This is a genomic window from Kiloniellales bacterium (genome assembly GCA_030064845.1).
Lineage (GTDB): Bacteria > Pseudomonadota > Alphaproteobacteria > Kiloniellales > JAKSDN01 > JASJEC01.
Map to the genome: position 1 here is coordinate 1 of JASJEC010000091.1, position 24845 is coordinate 24845.

At 62.2% G+C, this 24845-nt stretch carries 22 protein-coding genes and 1 tRNA gene; 6 read left to right on the forward strand and 17 right to left on the reverse strand.

The window, feature by feature from the left end; genetic code table 11:
* Positions 1-101: 101 nt before the first annotated feature.
* From QNJ67_21970 to phoB, 9 genes are all read right to left on the reverse strand, one after another.
* The gene (locus tag QNJ67_21970; GenBank protein MDJ0611657.1) at positions 102-458 is read right to left on the reverse strand and encodes a helix-hairpin-helix domain-containing protein; all 357 of its coding nucleotides are present in this window, start codon (positions 456-458) and stop codon (positions 102-104) included.
* A gap of 299 nt (positions 459-757) precedes the next feature.
* Positions 758-1570, reverse strand: coding sequence for a phosphate ABC transporter ATP-binding protein (locus QNJ67_21975; GenBank protein ID MDJ0611658.1), 813 nt, complete (start codon positions 1568-1570; stop codon positions 758-760).
* Positions 1571-1610: 40 nt separating this feature from the next.
* The gene (locus tag QNJ67_21980) at positions 1611-2438 is read right to left on the reverse strand and encodes an ATP-binding cassette domain-containing protein (GenBank protein MDJ0611659.1); all 828 of its coding nucleotides are present in this window, start codon (positions 2436-2438) and stop codon (positions 1611-1613) included.
* Positions 2432-3301, reverse strand: a complete 870-nt coding sequence (pstA, locus tag QNJ67_21985) for a phosphate ABC transporter permease PstA (GenBank protein ID MDJ0611660.1) — start codon at positions 3299-3301, stop codon at positions 2432-2434. The genes QNJ67_21980 and pstA overlap by 7 nt, the downstream gene beginning before the upstream one ends.
* Before the next feature lie 20 nt (positions 3302-3321).
* The gene (pstC, locus tag QNJ67_21990) at positions 3322-4272 is read right to left on the reverse strand and encodes a phosphate ABC transporter permease subunit PstC (protein MDJ0611661.1); all 951 of its coding nucleotides are present in this window, start codon (positions 4270-4272) and stop codon (positions 3322-3324) included.
* A gap of 1 nt (position 4273) precedes the next feature.
* The gene (phoU, locus tag QNJ67_21995; protein MDJ0611662.1) at positions 4274-5365 is read right to left on the reverse strand and encodes a phosphate signaling complex protein PhoU; all 1092 of its coding nucleotides are present in this window, start codon (positions 5363-5365) and stop codon (positions 4274-4276) included.
* A 147-nt stretch (positions 5366-5512) separates the two neighbouring features.
* Positions 5513-6388, reverse strand: coding sequence for a phosphate ABC transporter substrate-binding protein (locus QNJ67_22000; protein MDJ0611663.1), 876 nt, complete (start codon positions 6386-6388; stop codon positions 5513-5515).
* Between the two features lie 176 nt (positions 6389-6564).
* Positions 6565-7890 (reverse strand): phosphate regulon sensor histidine kinase PhoR, encoded by a 1326-nt coding sequence (gene phoR, locus QNJ67_22005; protein MDJ0611664.1) that lies wholly within the window; start codon positions 7888-7890, stop codon positions 6565-6567.
* Positions 7891-7892: 2 nt separating this feature from the next.
* The gene (phoB, locus tag QNJ67_22010; protein ID MDJ0611665.1) at positions 7893-8582 is read right to left on the reverse strand and encodes a phosphate regulon transcriptional regulator PhoB; all 690 of its coding nucleotides are present in this window, start codon (positions 8580-8582) and stop codon (positions 7893-7895) included.
* 408 nt (positions 8583-8990) lie between these two features.
* Here phoB and QNJ67_22015 point away from each other — a divergent pair, with 408 nt between their 5' ends.
* Complete coding sequence (locus QNJ67_22015) at positions 8991-9545, forward strand: hemerythrin domain-containing protein (protein ID MDJ0611666.1); 555 nt, start codon at positions 8991-8993, stop codon at positions 9543-9545.
* A gap of 230 nt (positions 9546-9775) precedes the next feature.
* Here QNJ67_22015 and QNJ67_22020 read toward each other — a convergent pair whose 3' ends face one another.
* The 5 genes from QNJ67_22020 to QNJ67_22040 all read right to left on the reverse strand — a co-directional run bounded on the left by QNJ67_22020 (position 9776) and on the right by QNJ67_22040 (position 16914).
* Entirely contained in the window at positions 9776-10981 is a 1206-nt protein-coding gene (locus QNJ67_22020; GenBank protein MDJ0611667.1) for a zeta toxin family protein, read from the reverse strand.
* A 177-nt stretch (positions 10982-11158) separates the two neighbouring features.
* Positions 11159-11614 carry a CBS domain-containing protein gene (locus QNJ67_22025; protein MDJ0611668.1) on the reverse strand — a complete coding sequence of 152 codons (456 nt, stop codon included), beginning with the start codon at positions 11612-11614 and terminating at the stop codon, positions 11159-11161.
* 109 nt (positions 11615-11723) lie between these two features.
* On the reverse strand, positions 11724-13886 hold the full coding sequence (ppk1, locus tag QNJ67_22030) for a polyphosphate kinase 1 (GenBank protein MDJ0611669.1): 2163 nt from the start codon (positions 13884-13886) through the stop codon (positions 11724-11726).
* A 658-nt stretch (positions 13887-14544) separates the two neighbouring features.
* Positions 14545-16350, reverse strand: a complete 1806-nt coding sequence (locus QNJ67_22035) for a Na/Pi cotransporter family protein (GenBank protein ID MDJ0611670.1) — start codon at positions 16348-16350, stop codon at positions 14545-14547.
* 42 nt (positions 16351-16392) lie between these two features.
* Positions 16393-16914, reverse strand: coding sequence for a universal stress protein (locus tag QNJ67_22040; protein MDJ0611671.1), 522 nt, complete (start codon positions 16912-16914; stop codon positions 16393-16395).
* Positions 16915-17340: 426 nt separating this feature from the next.
* Between QNJ67_22040 and QNJ67_22045 the strand changes: the two genes are divergently transcribed.
* A complete protein-coding gene (locus QNJ67_22045) occupies positions 17341-19002 on the forward strand; it encodes a hemolysin family protein (protein ID MDJ0611672.1) in 1662 nt (553 codons plus the stop codon).
* A gap of 3 nt (positions 19003-19005) precedes the next feature.
* Positions 19006-20289, forward strand: a complete 1284-nt coding sequence (locus tag QNJ67_22050; protein ID MDJ0611673.1) for a hemolysin family protein — start codon at positions 19006-19008, stop codon at positions 20287-20289.
* 535 nt (positions 20290-20824) lie between these two features.
* Here the strand turns inward: QNJ67_22050 and QNJ67_22055 are convergent.
* Positions 20825-21349 (reverse strand): universal stress protein, encoded by a 525-nt coding sequence (locus tag QNJ67_22055; protein MDJ0611674.1) that lies wholly within the window; start codon positions 21347-21349, stop codon positions 20825-20827.
* A 357-nt stretch (positions 21350-21706) separates the two neighbouring features.
* Between QNJ67_22055 and pap the strand changes: the two genes are divergently transcribed.
* Positions 21707-23257 carry a polyphosphate:AMP phosphotransferase gene (gene pap / locus QNJ67_22060; protein ID MDJ0611675.1) on the forward strand — a complete coding sequence of 517 codons (1551 nt, stop codon included), beginning with the start codon at positions 21707-21709 and terminating at the stop codon, positions 23255-23257.
* 200 nt (positions 23258-23457) lie between these two features.
* The gene (locus QNJ67_22065; protein MDJ0611676.1) at positions 23458-23799 is read left to right on the forward strand and encodes a hypothetical protein; all 342 of its coding nucleotides are present in this window, start codon (positions 23458-23460) and stop codon (positions 23797-23799) included.
* Between the two features lie 69 nt (positions 23800-23868).
* Here the strand turns inward: QNJ67_22065 and QNJ67_22070 are convergent, their stop codons facing one another.
* Positions 23869-24330 (reverse strand): DUF393 domain-containing protein, encoded by a 462-nt coding sequence (locus tag QNJ67_22070; protein MDJ0611677.1) that lies wholly within the window; start codon positions 24328-24330, stop codon positions 23869-23871.
* Positions 24331-24372: 42 nt separating this feature from the next.
* Between QNJ67_22070 and QNJ67_22075 the strand changes: the two genes are divergently transcribed.
* The gene (locus tag QNJ67_22075; GenBank protein ID MDJ0611678.1) at positions 24373-24552 is read left to right on the forward strand and encodes a hypothetical protein; all 180 of its coding nucleotides are present in this window, start codon (positions 24373-24375) and stop codon (positions 24550-24552) included.
* 81 nt (positions 24553-24633) lie between these two features.
* On the opposite strand, the gene QNJ67_22080 is transcribed toward QNJ67_22075, so the two are convergent.
* Positions 24634-24708: transfer RNA gene (locus QNJ67_22080), tRNA-Val, on the reverse strand.
* Positions 24709-24845 lie beyond the last annotated feature (137 nt).

Consider the following 24845-nt stretch of genomic DNA (forward strand, 5'->3'; position numbering starts at 1 on the left):
CGGCTGCGACGGAATGACCGGAACGATCGCCCCAGTCCCAGGCGATGGGTCGCCGGGAACAATAGATCTTCTGGGGTCTCCAACAAGAGGGGTAAAGCTCGCTACTTCTTTTTCTTCTTCTTCTTATCTTTCTTTTTTCTCTTATCTTTTTTCTTTTTCGCTTTCTTGTCTTTTTTCTTCTTCTTTTCGCTTTTCTCTTCTTTCGACTCCGGCGCTTGCTCTTCAGCCGGCGAGGGTTCGTCCGAGCTCTCCTTCGCTTCAGGCCGCTCAGCGGCTGCCAGCAAGGCAGCGGCTGCGGCGATCACCTCGACGGCCCGGGCCTCGGCGAATCCCTGAACGGCGCATACCTTGCCGACCTCCGCCGTCGCCAAGGCGTCGACGGTCCCGAGCCCCTGCGCCTCGAGAGCGCGTGCCGTGCTCGGCCCCACGCCTCGTATATCCGTGATTGTTGCTTTCATGCCACTTCCCCCATTCGTTGTTCTTTGTAAGGCCTCGTTCCCTTTACCGAAACCAAGCCTGCTTGCTCCCTTGCGCTAAGAATGCCCGCCTCGGGCAAAATTAAGGTTACGCAATATCAGATAGATAGACAATGAAGCTGCCATGGACATTGATCTAGCGCAACTTGTTTGTCCACATCTGGGATTGCACAGGAAATCTGCTGCACCGCAGTGTCATGGATTTACGAGGCAGCACCGATCCTCCCGCCAAGGACCGGCCCGGAGCAACAGGAGGTTTACGTCTTCGGGGGGCGGCCGGTTCAGCCGTAGCGGCCCTCGATGTAGTCCGCGGTCTCCTGCTTCGCCGGAGTCACGAACATCTGGGCCGTGTCGGTATGCTCGACGACCTTCCCCATCAGCATGAAGATGCTTTCATTGCTGGCCCGCCGGGCCTGCGCCATGTTGTGAGTCACGATCACAATCGTGTAGTCGCCGCTCAGCCCCCAGATCAGCTCCTCCACGGCTTCCGTGCCCTTGGGATCGAGCGCCGAGCAGGGCTCGTCCATCAACAGGACGGTGGGCTTGACCGGCAGGAGCCGCGCGATGCAGAGCTTCTGTTGCTCCTCGAGGGACAGCTTGGTCGCCTTGCTGTCCAGGCGGTCCTTCACCATGTCCCAGAGCAGGACTTGGCGCAGCGCGGCTTCGACAATCTCGTCCTTTTCGCTCTTGTGCATACGCCGGCTGCCCTCGCCGTGGATATTGAAGCCGAACAGCACGTTGTCGCGGATCGAGATGGGCAAGGGATTGGGGCGCTGGAACACCATGCCGACCTGCTTGCGCACCTGAGCGAGCTCGACGCCCGCGCCATAGATGTCATGGCCGTAAACCGCAATCGAACCCTCGATGCTGACGTAGCCTAGCCGCTCGTTGATGCGGTTGATGCTGCGCAGGAAGGTCGTCTTGCCGCACCCGGAAGGGCCGATCAGGGAGGTGATAATGCCCTTCTTGATGTCCAGATTGACGTCGTAGAGCGCCTGGAAGTCGCCGTACCAGAGGTTGAGGCCGTGCGTCAGGATGGCATTCTCGGGGGCCTGTTCGGGCAGTTCCGCGTCCATCTGTCTTGCCATGTCCATGGCCATCTCCATCAAATCTGTCTTCGCGCCTTTGCCGTCGTCAACCGAACCGGCCGGCGATGTAGTCGGCGGTCCGGGTGTCGGCTACCTGCCCCGTGAAGAGGGCCTCGGTATCGCCGATTTCCACGCAGCTCCCAGTCAGGAAGAAGGCCGTGCGATCGGCCAGCCGGCGTGCCTGCTGTGTGAGGTTGGTCACAAGGATGATGGTCATCTCTCGCCGCAGTTCCTTGAGAACATCCTCGATCCGCATCGTCGTGACCGGGTCAACGGCGATGGAGAACTCGTCAAGGATCAGCAGATCCGGATCCTGCGACAAGGCACGCGCGATGGTTAGGCGCTGCTGCTGGCCGCCCGAGAGCAGGCTGCCGAGCGAGCCGAGGCGGTCCTTGACCTCGTCCCAGAGGGCCGCCCGCCTTAGGCATCTTTCGACGACTTCGTCCAGGTCGCTCTTGCTTCGGACACCGGAAAGCCGCGGCGCCAGGGCGACGTTGTCGTAAACCGTCATCGGCAGGCCTACCGGCAGGGGGAAGACCACGCCGATGCGCTGGCGCAGGGCATAGACGTTGCGCCAGCGGCGCACGTCGCGGCCGTTGAACAGGACGTCGCCCGAAACCTGCATCGCCGGATTGAACATGTCCATCCGGTTGAGGGCCTTCAGGAACGAGGTCTTGCCGCTGTTGGCCGGCCCGATGATCCCGAAGATCTCGTTCTCGCGGATCTCGAGGTTGACCCCGACCAAGGCCGGCTTGCCGCCGTAGGCGATCGAAAGATCGCGTACCGCAAGCTTCACCGGCGCGTCTTCGGCAACTCGCATAGGTGGCGGCGAGGCCTCGGACAACGCCGCTGCTTCGCTCAGCGTCTCTACCATTTCTTTTTCCCCCGCAGATAAACCCGAAACGCGATCGAAAGGGCGTTCATGAGAAGCACCATGGCGATCAGGACCAGGGCTACGCCATAGGGCAGCTCATCCGGAACGCCGGGGACCTGAGTGGAAACCACGAAGAGATGCAGCGAGAGCGCCATGGTCTGATCGAAGACGCTCTGCGGCAGGAACGGCAGGAAAAAGGCGGCGCCGGTAAACATGATCGGCGCGGTCTCGCCCGTGGTGCGCGACACCTCGAGGATCACGCCGGTCAGGATCCCGCTCACGGCGTTCGGCAAGACCACACGTTGAATGGTCTGCCAGCGTGTCGCGCCCATGTTCCAGCAGGCTTCGCGGAACGCCAGCGGCACGGCCTGCAGCGACTCCCGCGTCGCCACGATAATGAGCGGCAGCGTCATGATCGCCAGGGTGAGGCTGGCCGCCAGGATGCTCGTGCCGAAGCCGAAGAACAGCACGAAGGCCCCGACGCCGAACAGCGCATGGACGATGGAAGGGACGCCCGCCAGGTTGATGATCGCCAGGTTGATGACCCTGGTGAACCAGTTGTCCGGCGCGAACTCGCTGAGATAGAGCGCCGCCGCAACGCCGAGCGGCACCGAAATCAGGAGCGCCACCGCGACCAGCCAGACGGTGCCGACCAGAGCCGGGAACAACCCGCCGGCGGTCATGCCGTCGGTCGGCTCGCTGAACAGGAATTCCAGCGAGATCGCCGGGCCGCCCTTGTAGATCAAGGTGGCGAGGATGATCAGCACCGGCAGGATCAGCAGGGCGGTCATCATCATGAACAGGATCCGGATGAGCCCCTGGCGGCGGTTGTTGTTCAGGTTGACGTCGGTTGCTGCGAACATCGTGGCGATCCTCCCCGCGCTCAGCTCTTGCGAATGCCGCGCACGATCAGGTCGGCAGTCAGGTTGATGATGAAGGTGATCACGAACAGGAAGATCCCGATCGTGAAGAGCGCGCGGTAGTGCTCGGAGCCAACCGCGGTCTCGCCCAACTCGGCGGCGATCGTCGCCGTCAGGGCCCGGACGGAATCGAAGATGCTGTCCGGCAGGTTGATCGAATGGCCGCTCGCCATGAGCACCGCCATGGTCTCGCCGAACCCGCGCCCAACCCCGAGGAGCACGGCGCCCAGCAGACCGTTCTTGGCCGCCGGCAGAACGACCTTGAAGATCACCTGCCAGCGCGTCGCGCCCATGGCCTCGGCGGCCTCGCGGTAGCGATCCGGCACCGCTTTGAGCGCGTCCTCGGCGATGGAGGTCATGATCGGCGCCGCCATCAGTCCCAGGATGATGCCGGCATTGAGCACGTTGAGACCCACGGGGACATCGAAGGTCTGGATGATGAGGGGATTCATGATGGTCAGGCCGATGAAGCCCCAGACCACCGAAGGAATGGCGGCCAAGAGCTCGACCAGAACCTTGAGCGCTTCGCGGGTCTTTCCAGTGGCGAACTCCGCGATGTAGATGGCCGCTCCCAGCGAGAAGGGAATCGCCACCACCATTGCCAGGCCCGTTACGCTCGCCGTCCCTGCGATGAGCGCGAGAATTCCGTAGGTCGGCCGGTACTCGGACGTCGGCTTCCAGCGTGGTGATCCGAAGAACTCAGCGAAATCGAAGGTGTCCAGGAGAAACCCGAAGCCTTCCCGGGTGACGAACACGAAGATTCCGATGATGAAAATGATCGCCGAGATGCCACCCAGAAAGACCAGTATCTGGACCAGTTTGTCGATGTACCAGTCGGTGTTGCGCCGGTCGATATCGTCCTGCGGCAGAGCGGCGCCTGCTGCGCGGGCTTCGGCTTCCGTGATCTCGGCCATGTCAGTTAGCCTCCGCGCCACGCAGCGTTTCCATCAGGTCGCGCACGCGGGCACTGATCTCACGGTGCATCGGCAGATAGCTCTGCCCGGCATCGGCCTCGGTCAGGCCTTCCGGCACGGATCCCACGTCCCATTCGAGAAAAACGGTGCGGAACGGCTGACCTGGCAGATAGTCGGTGATCGGCCCGCTCAGGCTGACGATGACATCGTACCCGGCCGCCTTCTCGACATCCGGTTCCAAGACCTTCGGCTTGATCGGCCCCAGGGCCAGTCCTTGCGATTCCAAGAACCGAAACAAACCGGGCGTCAAGTCGGCCGCATTGCTGCGTCCGGCGCTGCTGAACTCGCCGCTGTGGGGGAATGTTCGGCGCGCCACGGCCTCGGCAATTTGGCTCTGGCAGTTGTTGTGGTGGTCCAGGAAAAGAACCCGATAGACCTTGGGCGGCTTGGTCTCGCCGGTGATCGTGAACAGGGTCTCTTCGCAGATGTTCTTCGCCCGATCGCTTACCCGCTTCAGGCGGCCGATCGTGATCAGCATGTCGAAGAGATAGCGAATACGCTCGCCTTTCTTCTCGCTCTCATCGACCAGGTCGGCGTAGATCATGTCCCCTCGGCCCTTGGCCTGCGATGCCATGAGCAAGGTCTCGCGAGCCAGCTCGACATTCTTGTCCTTGAAGGCGGCGACCGAACGTTCGAGACAGGTCTGGGCTTGCTCCGCCATGTCCTCCATCTCTTGCCTCAGCACGCCTGAGGGCGGATGGGGTAGCTGCAGGGCTTCGCGGGCGATGGTCACCGCGTAGTCACCGATCCGCTCCAGCTCGCCGACCAGGCTTACGATCGAGGAGATTTGCCTCAGATGGCCGGCGCTCGGCTGGTGGACCGCGAGGAAGGCGTAGCAAAGGCGCGTGATCTCGCGCGTCGTACGATTGATCGGGTGGTCCCCAATCACGGTCCGGTTGGCCAGCGCCCTGTCGGCGTCAAGGCTCGATTTCACGGCGTTTATCAGGGCTTGCTCTACCCTCGCTCCCAGGCCGGCGACGGCGTCATTTATCTGCGAGAGATCTTTTGACAGGCGTTCTTCATAGAGAGACATGGCATATCGCTCCGCATTTCATCCCCGGGAGCCCCGAGCGGAAGGCCGAATAGGACGGCTTGCAAAAGATGGCTTGGTGCGAGGGAGTGCGGCGAGGTCGCTTTGGCCGCACCGCACTCCCGAAGCTTCGCTCTGGATCTCTGCCCGCTAGTTGCAGGCTACATCGCGCACGGGCGCATAGCCCTTTTTCGAGATGATGCACTGACCCTCGTCGCTGAGGATCCAATCCAGATACTCTTTGATCGTCCCGGTCGGCTCGCCGTTCGTGTACATGAGCAGCGGCCGGGCGATGGGGTAGCTGCCGTCGCTGGCGCTCGCCACCGTCGGCATCACGCAGTCGCCGCCGTCGTCCTTGGTGACGCAGGCCAGCTTCACGTGGTCGGTCGCATAGGCCAGGCCGCTGTAGCCGATCGCACAGGGGGTCTTTTCGACCAGATCGACGACGTCCTTCGAGCCATGCATATCGCGCGTTCCCATCTTGTAGTCACGCTTCTTGCCGAGAACGGCCTTGCGGAAATAGGCGTAGGTGCCGGAGTTGTTCTGACGGCTGACCAGAACCATCTCCTGACCTTTGCAGCCGGGAACCTCGATCCCCATCTCGCTCCAGTTCTCGGTCTTGCCCTCCTCGCCATAGATGTCGGCGAGCTGTGGGAGAGAGATCGCCTTCATGGGGTTGTCCTTGTGCAGGAACACGGCAAGCGCGTCGTAACCCACGACGTGCTCGATCGGGTTCTGGCCCTTGGACTTGGCGAGCTCGATTTCCTTCGCCTTCATGGCGCGGCTGGCATTGGCAATGTCGACCGTGCCGTTGATCATCGCGGCGATGCCTGTTCCCGAGCCGCCACCGCTCACCGCGACGGCAACGTTGGGATCGATTTCACGATAAGCCTCGGCCCAAGCCTGAGCCACATTGACCAGTGTGTCCGATCCCTTGTTCTGGATCAGATCTCGGGCCTCCGCCGACGCGGAAAGAGCCAGGGCACCGGCCACTGCAGTTGCGATCAGAACGAATTTGCGGTCCACGTCCTTCCTCCCCTGTTGTACGTTTGGCGACCGCGCCCCTCCTCTCTCAGAAGCAGACCGGTTTCAGCCGACTAGCGAAGGACAATGGCATCCGATTGTCATGGTTTTGTTATATCAGTGTCATATCTCTGTAATTTGTCTGACATAGAGGGGCCCGCTCCCGCACGGACCTCGCCTCATGCGTTCTTCCTGGTCCGGATCTTTGTCCGATAAATGTTCACCAACTCCTCAGGAAAATGACAGCTGAAGACACTGCCGCGACCCGGCTCGCTGGCAATCCTAAACTCGGCGTCATGGCGCTCCAGCACGTGTTTCACGATCGCCAGACCGAGCCCGGTACCGCCGTCCTTTCTGGAACGGCTACTGTCGACCCGGTAGAAGCGTTCCGTCAGGCGGGGGAGGTGAGAGGCGGCGATGCCAGGACCAAAGTCCTGAACCGTCAGACAGGCACCGTCGGGTGTCCCCGCCCACGAGATGGCGATACGCGTCTCCGGCGGTGTATGCCGTACGGCGTTGACCACCAGGTTCGAGAAAGCGCTGTGCAGCTCGTCCTCCCTGCCGAACAAGAGGAGGTCGGGATCGGAATCCAGCGATATGTCGTGACCCTTCGTCCCGCTGAGCGCGCGAGCCTGGGTGACGATTGATTCCAGCATCGCGGGCACGGCTACGAGATCAACGGGCTGCGCGGGGCGGGTCATCTCGAGGCGCGACAACAAGAGCAGATCGTTGACGAGATCCTGCATCCTCTGGGCCTGCTCGTTCATCGAGGCCAGGGGGATCTCCCACCTCGAGAGATCGGCGTCATCCCGCATCGCTGCCAGATAGCCGCGAAAAACGGTAATCGGCGTGCGCAGCTCATGGGAGACGTTGGCTACGAAATCTCGCCGGACCTCCTCGATCCGATAGGACGCCGTGATGTCTCGGGCGATCAGCACGCACCGCCTTTCCGGGCCGAAGTATCCCGAGGTCTGAACGCTCAGCATCCAGGCGCCATTGGCTGGAGAAGCAATCTCCAATTGCCGGCTCGACCCGATTCCGGCGAGCATGTCCTGGAGAGCCGGATACTGGACGATCTCGGTGATTTCTCGGCCCAGGTCCTCCTGCCGGCGAAGGCCCAGAAGGCGCTTGGCCGACTTGTTGAACCAGAGTACGCAGTGGTCGGCATCGAGCAGGACCAGCGCGTCGGGCAGCCGTTCGCCGCCGTCGCGCAGCTGGCGGACCTGCTCGACCAGGTTGCGCCTTCGCCGGCGATTGCCGAGTTGCCGGCGCTGCAACCCGTCGAAGACGGCTTCCCATACGCCGAGGGAAACCGGCGGACGAAACCGGCGGCTGCTGACGACCCAGCGGTACAGCAGAAAAAGGTTGAGGAGATGCCAGCCGAAGTATGCGGCCAATCCCGCGCCGAGAAGCATACCCGTGTGCCCGACGACCACCCCCAACGACAGCAGGACGAGTCCGGCGGCCAGGAGGCATAGGAACTCGTCGCGCCAGGCCTTGAGCATGCCTAATCCCGTGTAGAAAAGCGGTAACCGACTCCGCGCACCGTCTGAATCATCCCGTCATGGCCGTGTGGCTCCAAGGCCTTGCGGAGGTTGCTGACGTGCATGTCGACCGTCCGTTCTCCCACGTGCAGATTCCGTCCCCACACCAGATCCAGCAGTTGCCCTCGGCTATAGACGCGGTCGGGGTGGGTCATGAACAGGTGCAGCAGCCTGAACTCGGTGCGCCCCAGTTCGAGACTCTGATCCGTGGCAAAAACCCGGTGGCTCCTGGGATCGAGGATCAATCCGCCGACCTTTACCAAGGCATCCGTCGCCTCGGGCCGAGATCTACGCAAGACCGCTTCGATCCGGGCAACCAGTTCCCCGTCAGCGAAAGGCTTGGTGATGTAGTCATCGGCCGCCAGCTTGAGCGCGCGGATCTTGTCTTCCTGGGCATCGCGGGCGGTCAGCATGATGATCGGTATGCTGCGGGTGCTGTCATCCTTCTTCAGATGCCGGGCGAAGTCGATTCCCGACTGTCCCGGCAGCATCCAGTCGAGCAAGATCAGGTCGGGCGTTTCTCGGATCAGCTCTTCTTCGGCTTGGTTCGTATCGGCGACCCCGACACACGAGAACCCCGCCCGAGACAGGGTAAAATCTACCATCTCGCGTATCGCGGCCTCGTCTTCTACCAGGAGGATCTTGCCGCTCACGTTTCCTTCTCCCCCAAACACCCTGCCGCGGCCCCGATTGGCCCCACCGATCCTAGTCGGGACGCTGCTCGCCCCTTGTTCTCCGGTCTTGGCTGGGCACCGATCCCAGCCAGACGAACAAACATTAGCCTAAATCAGATGCATAGAGCCCGCCCCTTCCCTCCGCATTGACTTAGCGCAAGAATTTGGGGCTCTCGGCCGGATCGGCGCAGATGCAATCAGGCGATGAAGCCGGCGTGGACCGGATAATTGATCCAGGTCATGGATGCGCGAACACCGGTCCGCGAGCATTGCAGTTGGGCCGGCCCGGAACACCGGAAGCTCTAAGCCTCGGCAACCCGCCCTCCCGGACCGGCCCCGAACGAGAGAACAGAGGGCGAGCGGCTCGAGACAGGACGCCGAAGGACCATGCGCAAGACAGCCGACAACACCCAGGTTTCGGCAGGCGGCGGGAACGAACCTCTGCCGGATCCGGTCGAGCTGATCCTGCAAGATCACGATCGGCAATTGGAGATCTGCAGCACTCTGGAGGCGCTCATCAGCGCATCGAAACCCGAGCCGGTCGCCGACTGGGCCGCGTCGGTCCTCGATTACCTGACCAATGACCTGCCGCTGCACGTAGAGGACGAGGAGCTCGATCTCTTCCCCAGGCTAGGCTCGCGGCAACCGCCGGAAAGCAACCTTCGTGACATTCTCGACCAGCTCATCCTCGAGCACGAATCCGACAACGGTCTTGCAGACCTGATCGTCAAGGATCTGCGGGCGATCGCCGATGGCGGCTCTCCCGCCGATCCGGCTCGGTTCCAATGGAACGTCGGCGCCTTCTGTGCCATGCAACGGCGCCACTTGAACTGGGAAAACCGCATGGTGCTTCCCCTGGCCGAGGCGCTGCTGACCAACGAGGACAAGCGGGACCTGGCGCGACGCATGATCGCCCGTCGCAGCGCCTCCGATCAGTCTTGAAACTTTACCCGGCCTTCAAGATCAGGGATCTGGCGCGCCTGGAGCGGTCCCGGGTTCGGAGGGGCCATCCCGCGAACCGCAAACATGTCCTCCGAAACACCATCCGCCCCACCTAGAGCGGATCATGTTTAGATGGAACCACTGCGTGGTTGCCAACAAAACATGTGAATCCGCTCTACATCCTAGGTTTAGAGCAGATTCACCGGGTCTGATGGATCGCCTCCGGCGATTCAGTCAAACCCGGATCTGCTCTTGGAAAACACCTCGTGTGGTTGGGCGGTCAGCTTCGCGGAAAGTGTACTGACAATGGCGTCCATTGCGTCGCGAATGACCTGTTCCCGGTAATTGCTGGCGATGATGGGGATCTGCTGGCGGTCGGCCTCGGACAGCAGATAATACTGGAGGCGCCAGATCGAATCGAAGTGCGTCAGATAACGCTCTGCGCGACGTTGATCGACCTTTTCCCCCCGTCCCCTGAAGCGGTCCCTCAGCCGTTCCTTATTGAGCACCGCCAGCATGAGGGGGATTACGATCACATCGCTTCGGTCCGGCACCATCTCGACCATAGCGTGATGGACGTGGACACCCTCGATAATCAATGACGATTCCTCTCGCAGGGAGCGCTTGATGACGGCCTCGCAAGGTACCGTCAGCAACTCGGCCTGCGTCCGGTAGCCGTCTATCAGGAGCGACGCCTGACCCTTGCCTGACTGCCCCGCACCGGGCAGAGCCTGCCATGCGTCATAGGAGGACCGGTGCAGCACCGGGGCCAGCCGCTCGGGGATCATCATCCGCATCACTTCCCGAAGCAGATCGGACGACTGTATCCGCACGACTTGAAGGCGCTGAGCGATCTCGGTCGCCAGGGCGCTCTTCCCCGTTCCTGGAGCGCCACCGACCAGTATCACGATCGGTCGCTCACGCTTCAGGAACTTGACCAGCACGAGATAGCGGCGAGCCGTCTCGGAGCCAAGCTTCAATCGGAGGTAGCGATAGGTGAGAAAACCCAGCTCACTCGACTCTATCTCCTTCACGCTCTTGTCCATGAGATGCGTGAAGATCGACGAGGTGACGGCTGTCGATTCCTCATACGAGAGGCCACTCGACTCCAGGATCCGGCGGTGCTGCTCGCGCGAGAACTGCGTCAGCTCACCCTCGGAATCGCGGACCAGGAGCGTGCCCGGCATGGCCGCCGGTCGCTCGTAGCGCTGCACGGCGCCGGAGCCGTAGTCCGAGATCAATCGCAGCACGACTTCACGAAGTTCCTCGGTGGTAACCTCGTCCCGCTCCGCCAACTGTTCTCGTACTTCAGAGGCCACGGCATACGCCTCGTCGAAAGTCAAACCGGCGTGTTGGAGTGAGCTGGTGAGAATCCCTCTCAGGAAGGGCGTCTTCCCCTGCTCCTCATGCGGGTCTATCACAAAGGTCTTTACCATTTGTAAATGCTAGTGTTTGGGGTGATTCAGACAGGAAGCGATCGGTCGGCAGGGAGCAGGTCCCGGCACCGGCTTCAGGGTCAGAAGTCTCATTATGCCACGTTCGGCCCGCAAAGACCCACACGATTGTTCTGCCGTTTGGATCTGCGGTCCGTCAAGAGGCAAGCAAGGCCGCTCTCAGTCCTCTTCGGTCGACCACCCGACGGCTTTGACGACCTGTTTTTGAAGCATTTCTTGCCGCCACTTGAGGTCACCGAGCACGCCTTTCACGACGTCCACGATGCTGACGATACCCACGAGTTCATCCCCCTCGTAGACCGGCAGGTGTCGGATGCGTTCCGCCAGCATCTTCTCCATCAGCTCTTGGGTACTGCTGTCGGGACGGCAGGTTACCACGGAGCGGCTCATGAGGTCGGCGGCCGACTTGCTCAGCGCACCGGCCCCCTCCTCGGCGACTTCACGGACAATATCCCGTTCGGAGACGATGCCTAGCATCTTGCCGTCACGCCCCCTGACCAAGACGGCACCGATCCCCTCTTGCTTGAGAGTACCCGCCACGTCGCAAACGCTAGCCTCGGGATGCATCGCGACCACCCGGTCGCCCTTCGATTCCAGGATGTCCGAAACCTGCATGAGAAACCTCCCTGTTCACCCTCCTGTCGACCTCGCCCGACCGCGTCTCGGGCGAGGCAACGGTGCCAGCTACAGCCTCGCGATGGAGGGTCGGATAAGCAAGTCCTGCTCAGCGCACGCTGCGCCGGGCAATGGCCCGCGGTTTGAGGCGGCGCAGGCGCGTGGCCTTGGAATGCCGCTTTTCGGCCGCCTTCACCAGAGCCATCTGGCACCCGGTGCTCTCCGAACCGGCGCCGCTCGGTTGGCGCTGAACGTAGCTGCCGTCCGGCCTCATGTCCCAGACGTTGCGCTGGTCGCCCAACTGGACATCGAACAACTTTTTCAGTTCCTCGCGCGCACCTGGGTCTTCGATGGGTGCGACCAGTTCGACCCTGCGCTCCAGATTGCGGCGCATGAGATCGGCGGACCCGATATAGTACTCCTCCTCGCCGCCGTTCTGGAAATAATAAATCCGGGCATGTTCGAGGAAGCGTCCGAGCACGCTGATGACCGAGACATTCTCCGACAATTCCGGCACGCCGGGACGAAGGCGGCAGGTGTCGCGTACGATCAGCTCGACCTTCACGCCGGCCCGGGAGGCCCGGTAGAGCGCGGCGGTGATATCCGCGTCCTCCAGCGCATTCGTCTTCAAGCGAATCAAGCCGGGCTTCTCGTTCGAGTGTACGGCAACCTCTCGCTCGATCTTCGACAGCATGGCTTTCTTGAGGAACTTGGGCGCGGTCAGCAGCTTCCTGTAGTGGCGCGACGGCTTACACCCGCTGGTGAGGTAGTTGAACATTTCGGTCAAGTCGTGACCGATGTCGTCATCGCAGGTAAGCAGGCCCAGGTCCGAATAGAGGCGCGCGGTGCCCGCATGGTAGTTGCCCGTGCCGATGTGCGCGTAGCGGCGCAGACCCGCATAGTCCTGGCGCACCACGAGGATAGCCTTGGCGTGGGTCTTGAGACCCACGACCCCGTAGGTGACGTGAATCCCGGCGTCCTCCAAGCGGCTGGCCCAGCGGATGTTGGCGGCCTCGTCGAAACGGGCCTTGAGCTCGACGGCGACCGCGACCTGTTTGCCGTTGCGCGCCGCTTCTATCAGGTATTCGAGAATTTCCGTATCGGCGGAGGTCCGGTAGAGCGTCATCTTGATCGCCCGTACCTTCGGATCTCGGCTCGCCTCGCGCACGAAACGCTCGACGGATGCGGCGAAGGACTCGTAGGGAAACTGCAGCAGGATCGAGCCGGCTTCCCGAACAATATGGAAAATGTTCCGCGACTCCTGGAGCCTGACATTGGTGATCGGGTGGTGGTCCGGATCGTGGAGCTCCGTCGCTTCGATACCCACCAACGCCATCAGGTCGCGCATGCCGAGCAGGACATCGGACTCGAAGACATCCGCGACCTCGTCCAGACCGAGCTCCGCCGCCAACATGCCCCGGCGCACCGGATCCATGTTCTGCTGGATCTCCAGGCGCACGAAAGGCGCGAACTTCCGGTACCTGAGCTCTGTCTCGATCATGCTGAGGAGATCTTCGGCCTGCTCTTCGTCCAACTCGGTGTTGGCGTTGCGCGTCACTCGAAAGACCTCGCAGGACTCGATCTCCATCTCCGGGAACAGGAGGTCCAGGTTGTGCGCCATGACCTCCTCGAGCGGAACGAAGCGATGACCCCCATCGAAACAGAGGAAACGCGGCACCCCCGAACCGAGCGGAACCTTGATGCGGTTCATCATCGGCTCTTCTTCGTCGCGGTAACGCAGCGTCACCAAGAGGTTCAGCGAGAGGTTCGAGATGAAGGGAAAGGGATGCGCCGGATCCATGGCCAGCGGTGTAACCAGCGGCAGTATGTTGTCTCGGTACTGTCGGCGCACCTCTTCCTTCTGTGGTTCGGTGAGCCGGTCGTAGGAGGCAACGACGATATCCTCGCGCTCCAGGCTCTTCAGCAGGTCCAAATAGGCTTGCCGCATCCTGGGCTGCATCTCCTTGACGGCCTCGGCGCAGGCCTCGATCTGCTCCTGCGGCGAACGGCCATCGACGCTCAGCTGGTGAACGTTGGCGGCGACTTGCTGCTTGAGTCCGCCAACCCGCTTCATGAAGAACTCGTCCAGGTTGGAGCTGGCGATCGCCAGGAACTTGGCGCGCTCGAGCAAGGGATTGCGCTCGTCTTGGGCCTCGTTCAGCACCCGGCTGTTGAAGTTGAGCCAAGTCAACTCCCGATTCAGATAGAGGCCCGGATCCCCGAGATCGATCTCTTCACCTGCTTTCGCAATCGGGGCTTCGGGCTCGGTCACGGCGGGTTCCTGCGTCACAGCAGCACCCGGCGCCCCAGCCGCGGCCGGGCCGCGAGACTGTAGGGCGCTGGTCAGACTCGCGGGTCCGGCGCGACGAGGCTTGGCTTTGGCATCGCCATGAACGACTGCGAGCTGACGAATCGCGGACGAGCCGTGCCGAGGCACGGTAGGCGTACATGGTGCCTTGGGCACGCCCTTTGACGCGCTCGACCGCCGCGGGCTCCGCGCGGCCTTCCGGGCAGTGGTCGGAGACGGTGATGGTTCAGCCTGTGGGTCCTTGACGGGATTCGATGGCTTTGTCTTCGCCGCCTTTGCCACTTCCGGCGCGCAAGGTGATGCATCCTCGCTGGTGCGCGATGCCGTTTCCGGTTGTTCCGCCATGGTTCTCCCCACGCCTTTCCTTAGAAATCATTGTTGATTTCGGCATGCGCCTCCGGGCTTACCCCGAAGACAGCCGAATCTGTTGCCCTCAACCTTATCCAAACATTCAAATTCACGCGCTTCAGCCTTCGACCGCATTGATGTAGCTCAATCTTGCGGCGCTTCGAGTCGCGGAGGGGCCGGTCAGAGCGCCCGGAGACCGCTTCTCGTCCACAGTCCGCGTTCGTTCGGGATCACGGCGTGACCCAGAGCGAATCGCGAGCGCGGGCCGCAATGGTCATGCGGCCTGAGAGATGCCTGGAACAGGCTCCTCGATCCAGCCCATGCGCGCGATCTTGCGGCACAGCCGGTAGATGCGGCTGAGGTTCTCGATGATCTCCATCTCGCGGGTGAAGGTCTCGAGCCGGTTGGGCTCGTCCGCGACGAGGCGGCCGACCTGGTGCCGGGCGGTCGATTCCGCCAGGTCCGACATCTCCTTCTTCATCACCTTGACCGACAAGGCAGCCTCCCGGTCTTCTTCGCTGATTGCCTTGACCGCCGTCCTGAGCGCTCGCGCAACTTCCTGATGATAGCGCTCGATCACCTCCCGAGTGGCCTTGCTGACCACCACCTCTTCCTCGATCCTTTGCAGGCCGACCTTCACCAGGTTGGTCTCGATCACGTCGCCGATCTGCTCCAGGTGGTTGGCCACCTGCAGCAGCTTCATGACCTCGGAAGATTCCTCCGCGGACATTTCTCCACTGCTGATCTTACCCAGGTACTTCACGATATGGCCGTGCAACGCATCGATGTCGGAGTCCATGGCGGCAAGGGCACCGAGCTGCTCCTCGTCGCCAGAGACGACCGCCGGAAGCGATTTTTCGAGCATGCCCTCGACATGTTCGCCCAAGCGACCGATCTCGCGCCGCGCCCTATCCAGGGCCAGGGGCACGGTCGAAAGCAGCTCATCGTCCAGGTACTTGGGCTGGATCACGACCGGTTCCACCACCGGCTTGTCCGGCACGACCCATTCGCAGAAGCGCGCAACCAGACTGGCCAGCGGCAGGAAGAGGATCGAGAAGAGGACATTGAAGACCGTGTGGGCGTTGGCGATCTGTCTCGGCGTCTCGGCGGCCAGACGGTCCATGCCCGTAAGCCCTTCCGCCGTCGGCGAGATCACGCGCACGAAATCAGCCAGGTATGGAATGAACCACACCATGAGGGCGACACCGGCAATGTTGAAGGTCACGTGGGCAACGGCCACGCGGACGGCTTCTCGCGGCTTGCCGATCGCCGCGAGCCCCGCGGTGACGCAGGTCCCGATGTTCGCACCCATGATCAGTGCGATGCCGCCCTCCAGGCTGATCAGGCCTTGCGTCGCCATGGCGATCACGACGCCGGTCGTGGCGGAGGACGACTGCACCAGGCCGGTGAAGACCGCGGCGATAAGGATCCCCAAGGCCGGCACCGAGACCTCTTGCATGAGCTCGATGAAAGGCTCGAAGCTTCGCAGGGGTTTCATGGCCGAGCTCATGAGGCCCATACCGAAGAAGATCAGGCCCAGCCCCATGATCAGCATGCCGTAGTGCTTTCTCCGATCCGTCTTGCCGGTGAAGATCAATACGAAACCGACGCTGACCAGCAGAAGGGCGTAGTGGGTGACCTTGAAGGCAACGATCTGCGCGGTGACCGTGGTGCCGATGTTGGCGCCGAAGATCACCCCGACCGCCTGGGAAAGGGACATGAGGCCCGCCGTGACGAAGCCGACCAACATGACCGTCGTCACCGATGACGACTGAATCACCGCCGTAACGAAGGCACCGGTGAGGACCCCCATGAAGCGATTGGTGGTCAACTTGCCGAGGACGTCCTTCATCCGGTTCCCCGCCACCTTCCGGAGGGCCTCGGCCATCTGTTCCATGCCGAAGAGGAAGATGGCGAGGCCGCCGACGAGCTGCATCCCCATGTTCCACCAGTTGATGCCCTTGTCTCCGGCGGCGGCCAGCGCCGGCATTGCCGCCAGCACTAGGACAGCCGTCAGGATCAGGACCAGCGCGGCTTGCCCGCTCCCGTTCAACGCGGCGTATCGGTAAATTGGCTTCATCACAGGCCTTCCCCCCGGGTGCTCTTGGGCCGTCGCCAGGCCCTAGCTTTGGTTCTTCTGGTTCTTCTGGTTCTTGTCGGTCTTGACGATGGTCACTGGAATCGACGACATCTGCACGACCCGCTCTGCCTTCGAACCAAGCAGGAGATGCGGCAAACCAGTACGCCCGCGACTGCCCATCACAATCAGCCGCGCGCGCCTGGCCTCCGCGATCTCGAGAATGCGGGTTGCCGGAATGCCCTTGACCAGGACCTTCTCCACAGTCTTGAGAGCGCCAAGCTCGGCGTGCCCGGCCTCGAGCTCCGCGAGGAACTGGTCGAGCATCTCGCCCGCGACATCCTCCATCGGCCGAAGCACGTCCTCGTCGCTTTTCATGTACGAGCCCGGCGCGTCTCCGGGGTCATGCACCACGTGGAGCACAACGACCCGCGCATTCACGACACCTGCGTAGGTGCAGGCCCAGAGCAGGGCCGCCGCGGAATCGGGAGCAAAATCGACCGCCACCAGGATCGGGCCCTCATCAGGGCTCGAGCCTTTCGGCGCCTTCGAGGTTTTTTCGGCCAATTTCGCCCTCCCCTAGCTGATCAACGCCCCTCGAAATCTCCGCGCTGCGAGCGAAGAGACATCCAGCGCCGTCTCCGAGCCCTGTTGCCAGGACCGATACCGCAACCATCCCCTCCCCCGCCTTCGCGGGGGCCCGACAACTGAAAGACCCGGTTCTCCAGGTCGCGGCTCTCACTGTACGTCAAGGCATTACAGCCGCGTCGAAGAAGAGGCTCCTTGACATGGATCAATTCGCGGAAGGTCACGGAGCCCTAGTTTGGCCCCGCGGTGGAACTCCTCGTTGGTCCAGGTCGAATGAGACGAACTTGGCCGGGGGATTGCGCGGCGGACCCTTTGCGCCGAGACCAATACCCACGGGATAACCGATGCCTAAACCTGGGATAGTCATGGCATAGAGCGGTTCGATCAATAGCAGGGGTAAGGCGGATGGAGTGGGCCTACGGCCAACTGCTGCAGCATTGGGACGCGACGGTGGCCTTCTTCGCCTTCGACGCGGCGCGTCTCCTTGCGCCTGGCATGATCGCGGCGCTCATTCTCCAGTTCCTGCTGTTCTTTTTCTCGGCTTTCTTCTCGGGTTCCGAGACCGCCCTGTTCTCGCTCTCGCGGCTCGACCTGCAGAAACTGCGCCGCGACCGCCATCCCCGCTCGGACGTGCTGCACGCGCTCTTGGACCAGCCGCGACGCCTCATCATCTCGATCCTCTGCGGCAACGAGTTGGTCAACATCGCGGCGACCGCCAACCTAGCCGGCATCCTGGTCAATCTCTACGGACCGGAGCGTGCCGGCTGGATCAATGTGCTGGTCATGTTTCCCCTTCTGCTGCTGCTCGGAGAAGTCACGCCGAAAACAATCGCGGTCAGCAATCCGCTGAAGATCAGCGCAAATGTTGTGGCCGGCCCCCTCAGTGTCTGGGTCCGCATGGTCATGCCTCTGCGGCGCGTCGTGCGAATTGCGGCCGATCAGATCACCACCTGGATCGTCGGCAAGGAGCTGGCACCGGAGAACATCCTGCAGGTCGACGAGTTCCGCACCCTCCTGGCTGATGTTGCCGAGGAGGGCGTGCTGGACGCGACCGAGCGCGTCTTGATCGACAACCTGCTGGAAGCCGGCGAGACCGAGATCATCGAGATCATGACGCCCCGCACCCGCGTGAAGTTCCTCAAGGACGATATGAGCGTGCCCCAGATCGTCGAGAGATTCCGCGAGATCAAGCACCCGAGGGTTCCGGTCTGCCACGAGCAGCACGACTCCCTGGTCGGCTTCATCCATGCCGAAGATATCCTGCGGCTGGTCCTCGACAACGCCGACCTCGACGCACTGGCGCTCGAGCAGATCATGCACCCGCCGGTCGTCGTGCCGCCCACGAAGTACGTCGATGAGATGTTCGACTTCTTTCAGAACAACAATGCGCGCGCCGCCGCCGTGATCAACGAGTTCGGTGGCGTCGAGGGCTTCATTACCATGCGCGACACCATCAACTTCATCTTTGGCGAGATCTCCGAGGGTGTGGCCGGACAGGAGCTCTACGAGGAGCGGGACGAGAACATCTTCGAGGTCCGGGGCGATATGAAGCTCACGGACTTCGACGACTTGACCAACTTCGGCATCGAGGACCCGCGGATGACCACGATCGGCGGCGTTGTTTTCCGGTACTTGGATCGCCTGCCGAAGGTCGGCGACCTGGTGGCCATGGACGGTTACGTCGCTACCGTCCTGGAAATGGACGGCCATCGCTTGGCCAGGGTTCGCGTGGCCAAGGGCACGCTCGAGGAAATGAAGGAAGCGGACGACCAACCGGACGACCAACAGGGGCAAGACGCTACCGTCACGGAGAATGACGAAACGGCCGATGCGCCCCCGCCCCATCCCGACGAGGGGGGGCCGGAAAGCGAGGCCTTGGCCGACAAATCCGTGGGCGCACCGAGCGCGCCCGGCGATGCCGTCAGCGGGGAAGAGACCGCGCCGACCCAGCATGCCGCGGAAGTCGTGCACCTGAGGGATCTCAAGCCGGGAACGGCCGGGCAGGATGCCAAGTCGAGAAACCGCAAGGAAAAGAAGTCCCGACAGGGCAAAGAGGAGGGGAGATAGGGCATGACACTGACAACCGCCCTGGTCCTGATGCTGCTGTTCCTCTTGCTCAAGGGGTTCTTCTCCGGTTCGGAAATCGCCCTGGTCAGTTCGGACAAGATCAAGCTCCGGCACAAGGCAAAACAAGGCAAACGTGGCGCGGACTTGGCGCTCAAGCTGTTTCAGACCCCCGATGTTCTGCTCAGCACGACACTGGTCGGGACGAACATCTCGACGATCGTACTGACCACCGTGGGGGCCCTGCTGATGATCGATGCCTTCGGCGAGAAGGGGGAATTCTACGCTTTCCTCGTCCTGACTCCCCTGCTCTTGGTCCTGGGCGAGATCGTGCCCAAGAGCGTCTATCAGCAGAAATCCGATGAACTCACGCCGGTCATCATCTATCCGCTGCGCTGGGCTTCCCTGCTGTTCCATCCCATCGTCTTCGTGTTCTCGCGCATCGCCCGCCTGGCCGCGCGCATCGTGGGCGCAGGCAAGATCGAGCAGCCGTTCTTTATCACCCGCGAGCAGCTGCGCACGGTGGTGGACATGGCGGAGCATGAAGCCGCCCTTGACGCATTCGGCCGCGGCCGTATACGGCGCGTTATCCGCTTCGCTGAGACAACCGTGGCCGAAGCGATGATTCCAATCGCGGAGGCGACCGTCATCGGCCGCAACAAGACCACCAAGGCGGCCATCGATCTGGTCCGGCGGCACGGCTACAACCGCCTCCCCGTCTACGAGAGCAGCACCAGCAACATAACCGGGGTCGTCACGCTGACGACCTGGGATTTGATGGAGAAGTCGCTGGTCGACGCGTCTCTCGACTCTCTGATCAAGCCCGCGCTCTACGTCTCCCCGCTCCAGACCATCGACCAGTTGCTGCCCATGTTGCGCCGGCGCCCTGACCATATGGCCATCGTTGTCGACGAGTTCGGCACGGCGATCGGCATGATCACGATGGAAGACATCGTCGAAGAGGTGGTCGGAGAGATCGATGTCGGCTACGATTTCGAGGAATATCTTCCGAAACGCAAGCGGGTCTTGGAAAGGCTGTCGGAAGAAGTCTATTTGATGGATTCGCGGCTGCCGATCTCGGAGGCCAACGAGATCCTGCGCACGCTATTGCCGACCACCGAGTTCCATACCGTAGGCGGCCTCGTTCTCGCCCGCTTGCGCCACATACCGAAGGAAGGCGAATTCATCGTTGAGGACGGATATCGCTTTACCGTGGTCGAGGCAAACGAGCGGACCATCATCAAGCTGAGGGTCGAGCCCGAGTCCTCGGCCGGTGCTCAAGGCGACTGATCCGACCTCCGCGAAGGCCCGGCCGCCTCTAACAGAGTGCTGAAAAAGTGCTTAGTCGGGACCATCACCCTTCGACAAGCTCAGGGTGAGGGCGAAATATCTCCAACACCTACCCTCATCCGCGCGCAGCGCCGGGCTTCGCCCCCTGTCGAAGGATGACCGTGATCAAAGGGCTCCAGGCCCTTTTTCATCATCCTGCTAGGGCCTGTTGGCATTCAGGGCGCGCTCCTGGTCCGAGTGAAATCGACCTGCTGTTAGGCGCGAGGAGGAAGGACATGCCGAGCATATTCAACGACGAGCAACGCGGCAGCGGGCCGATTTCGCCGGATCCCTTCGGGACGGGGCGCATTTGCGCCGGGGCGGCGTCGCGGAAGGTCTTGTGGGGCCCCGCCCCACGGCGCCTCCCGCTCCTAGCCCCGGCGAAAATTCGCTCCCGCTAGAAGCGCGCCGTGAATGTCAACAGGCCCTAGAGCAGATCCGTTCTTGACGGAGCTGTCCTGGCGACCTGGCTGGCCCGGAAGCGCCGCGCCGCCGGTCAGCGTGCCGCGCTCTTGACCACGGTAACCGGGATCGGCGAGAGCTGTGTCACCCTCTGCGCATTGGAGCCGTAAACGAGGCGGGCAAGGCCACCCTTTCCACGGCAGCCAACCACGATCATGCTCGCGCCGATCTCTTGGGCTTCATTGACGATCGTCTGGGCCGGCAAGCCTGTGGCCAGCCTGGTGTCCGCGGCCGCCAGGCCCTTCAAAGACGGTTCGTCAACACGCAGCTCGGCCACAAACTCCGACAGCATCCGTTCCGCGGCATCGGCCATCGGCTCGAGAGGATCGGACTTGTTTGTCGCATAGCGGCCCGGGCTATCGGGCGGATCGTGGATCACGTGAAGGATATGCACGGGCGCGCGGGTCATTTCCGCCAACTCGCTCGCCCAGACAACCGCCGCTCGCGAATCCTCGCCGAGATCGACAGCCACAAGAACCGGATTTTGTGCGTTCGCCCGGATCCGCTCGTCCTCGGGAGCAAGGCGCGTATGGTCTAGAAGATCCACGACCTCAGACATTTGATCCGCTCCATCCTTGGCTGTGTTTGCGACAACCTGCGCATCCGGCCTTCACGCTATCGGACAACGGTGAAGACTTGGTGACGGTTAAGTTTCAGATTCGTGACAATTGCGCTTGAGGGCTCTGCGGTTGCGTGACCCGCCTCGCGGCGGAGCGCGTCAGCGAGGATTGAGCTAGGTCAATTTTTCGACCGTCACAAATCTGTAGTATTTCTGTAAGCTCTGGGGCGCGGCAGGCCATACGGCCGAGACGGGTCCCGGGGTGGGCGTGGTAACTTGAAGAGCCCTGTGCTCTTTCGAGATCACGAGTTCGGGCCCTCTTTGCGAGGGAATGGGTGTGAATAGGCGGGGGCAAAAATGTTCGAAACGGCGGAACTTGAACGCACGGTCTCCAAGTTGGAGTACAACAAGGAGGTCCCGACCCTCCGCACCGAATTGCTCGAGATCCAACAGCAGGTTCGCGAAGCGAATTTCCCTGTCATTGTCTTGTTTGGCGGGGTGGACGCGGCTGGCAAGAACGAGACGATCAACCTGCTGAACGAGTGGATGGATCCACGGTGGATCGTGACCTGTGCCTATGGTCCGCCTTCGGAGGAGGAAAAAGAACGGCCCGAGTTCTGGCGCTATTGGCGGGACCTGCCGAACAAGGGGCAGGTCGGGCTGTTCCTGAGCGCCTGGTACTCGCAACCGATTCTGCAGCGGGTCTACGGCGAGATCGATCCGGCGCAATTCGACGAGCAGCTCAAGCGGATCGAGACCTTTGAAAAAGAGCTCGCGGACGACGGCGCCCTGATCCTCAAGTTCTGGATGCACCTCAGCCGGGCCGGCCAGAAGAAGCGGTTCAAGGCCCTGGAAAAGGACAGTCTGACCGCCTGGCGCGTAACCGAGACGGACTGGCAGAACCTCGAGCGGTACGACGAGTTTATCGCCGTCGCCGAGCACGCCATCGCGCGGACCAGCACCGGAGAGGCGCCTTGGCAAATCGTGGAGGGCCATGATTACCGCTATTGCGGCCTCACGGTCGGTGCCGCGCTTCGCGACGCCATGCGCAAGCACATCACCGAGACCTCGCTCAAGCAAAAGCTCGCCTTCGAAGTCCGCCAAGGTGAGGAAGAGATGGCCGCCGCTCACGGGGAGACAGAGGTCGCCGCGGCCGGAGAGGATTCAGCGCCCGAGCCCTCGGCCCAGGTGACCATCCTCAGTCGTCTCGATATGGATCATTCCCTCGCCAAAAAGGATTACCGCACCCAGCTGGCGAAGTTGCAGGCCAGGCTTCATGAGCTGAGCCGCAAGGCGGTTCAAAACGACGTCACGACGACCGCCCTGTTCGAAGGCTGGGACGCCGGCGGCAAGGGAGGGGCCATTCGGCGCATGACCGCGGCGTTCGATGCGCGGAGCTATCGGGTCATCCCGATCGCGGCACCCACGGATGAAGAGCGGCAGCACCACTACCTTTGGCGCTTCTGGCGGCACATTCCCAGAGCCGGACGAGTTACGATCTTTGACCGCAGTTGGTATGGCCGGGTTCTCGTCGAACGGGTCGAAGGCTTTGCAACCAGTGCGGAGTGGCGGCGCAGCTACGCCGAGATCAATGACTTCGAGCAGCAGCTGGCGGATCACGGGATCGTCCTCTGCAAGTTCTGGCTGCACATTACGCCAGAGGAACAATTGAGGCGGTTCAAGGAGCGGGAAACGATCGCCTACAAGCGTTGGAAGCTGACCGATGAGGACTGGCGCAACCGCGAGAGGTGGGGCAAGTACGAGGAAGCCGTCGACGACATGATCGAACGAACCAGCACCGCCTACGCCCCCTGGACCCTGGTAGAGGGGAATGACAAACGCTTCGCCCGGATCAAGGTCTTGCACACGCTCTGTGACCGGCTCGAAGAACATCTCGAAAAACACTAGGTTGACGGGAAACCAACGGAAATGAACAAGGACCGACGCCGTTTCGCGGAAGCCGCGCTTACCCTTAAGGGCGCCAGGCACGACCGAGGAGGCGCGGTCGAGATGGGGCGATTGGCGTTCCGGAGATCGTCGTTGCAGCCCGAAGAAGCAGCCACTAGACTCGTTGCATTACCTACAACGCGCTTTCCCAGGGGTGTTTCATGAACGTCGAAGGTGTCTGGACCGCGGAGGTCTATGGGGCCTTCGGCTGGGAGAACCGCGGGATCTTTATCCTCGAGAACGGGAAAACGGTGGGCGGAGACAATCGGATGTATTGCTCCGGCACCTACAGTATGTCCGGGAATGAATTCGAGGCTGAATGGCAGGTGCAGTATTTCGGACCGCCGCGGACCGTCTTCGGTGAGGCCAGGGAGAAAATCGATCTCAAGGTGACCGGGACCCTGGAGGACCAGGTGATCAGCGCGATCCTCAAGCGCACCGACAGGCCCGGGTACGACCTTCGTTACCGCCTGACCAAGCGCGTCGATCTGTCCAACGCTTGATCTGTTCCGTCTCCGGCTCTTCCGCTCGAGAGCAGGCGGCCCCGTCCGAGGGCGTGGCTCCGCTCGATATCAGCCTGGCAGAGCAGGTTCACCGGGTTTGTCGGGCGGGCGCATACGAGTCCGGACAATACGCTGGAAAAGGGGGTCCGTTGTCGCAGCGGGCGGGCCGCCGTCGTCCGCTGCAATGACATTCGCGAGGCTTTCCACCGGCCGGATGCCCACATCGCGGGAGCGCGTCGAGGTGATCACTTCGAAGACCCTGCCCCAGCGCCGAAACCCGGGCAGAGCCGCCCAGATTCCGGCCAGAGCCTCGCCACCCGAAACGAGAATCCCATCGGAATAGAGCAGGTGAATGCAGACGCCGGGCTCGACATCCGATAGGGAGAGCAAGACCTCGTCCTCGGGAGAGTCGCAGATGTCGATCCAGGAGATCGCCTCGGCGCCCCGACGTCGTCTGTAGAACCCTATCTCCCGCGAGCAGAACGGGCAGGCGCCGTAGTAAAGGACGGTGAGCTGATGTGACTCGATCATGTACCCCTCCCCAATAGGTGAATCTTCGCACAAACGAGCGTCATGTTCCAGGAATGCCGGACGCTGACCGATCGGGCCTCGTTTCGCGCTGCGTTGCCGTCTCGCGGTTTGAGTTTCCGTAGCGGTCGTCCGGAGGGAACCCGGCTTATGATCGCGGTGGTCGCGTCCATCGTCGCGCTGGTCGTGCCGATCACCCTGGCCAGTTTGTTCGGGTCGTTTTGAGCGGCGCGGGCGATGGGCGAGCTGCGGCCCGAAAGCAACTGAGGCCTGGGATCTTCCCGGCGGAAGGATTCCAGGCCTCAATGGTGGGCGCGGCTGGGATTGAACCAGCGACCCCTACGATGTCAACGTAGTGCTCTCCCGCTGAGCTACGCGCCCTTCGCCCCTAGCGGGCCGGCTTGGCGGCCTCCGGCGACGGACAGGCGGGATAGCACCATCGGGGGGGCTTTGACAAGGGCCGTGCGGCGCCGGCGCGACAGGCCCTGGCGACCTGCCCTGAAGCTACTGGGTGTTCG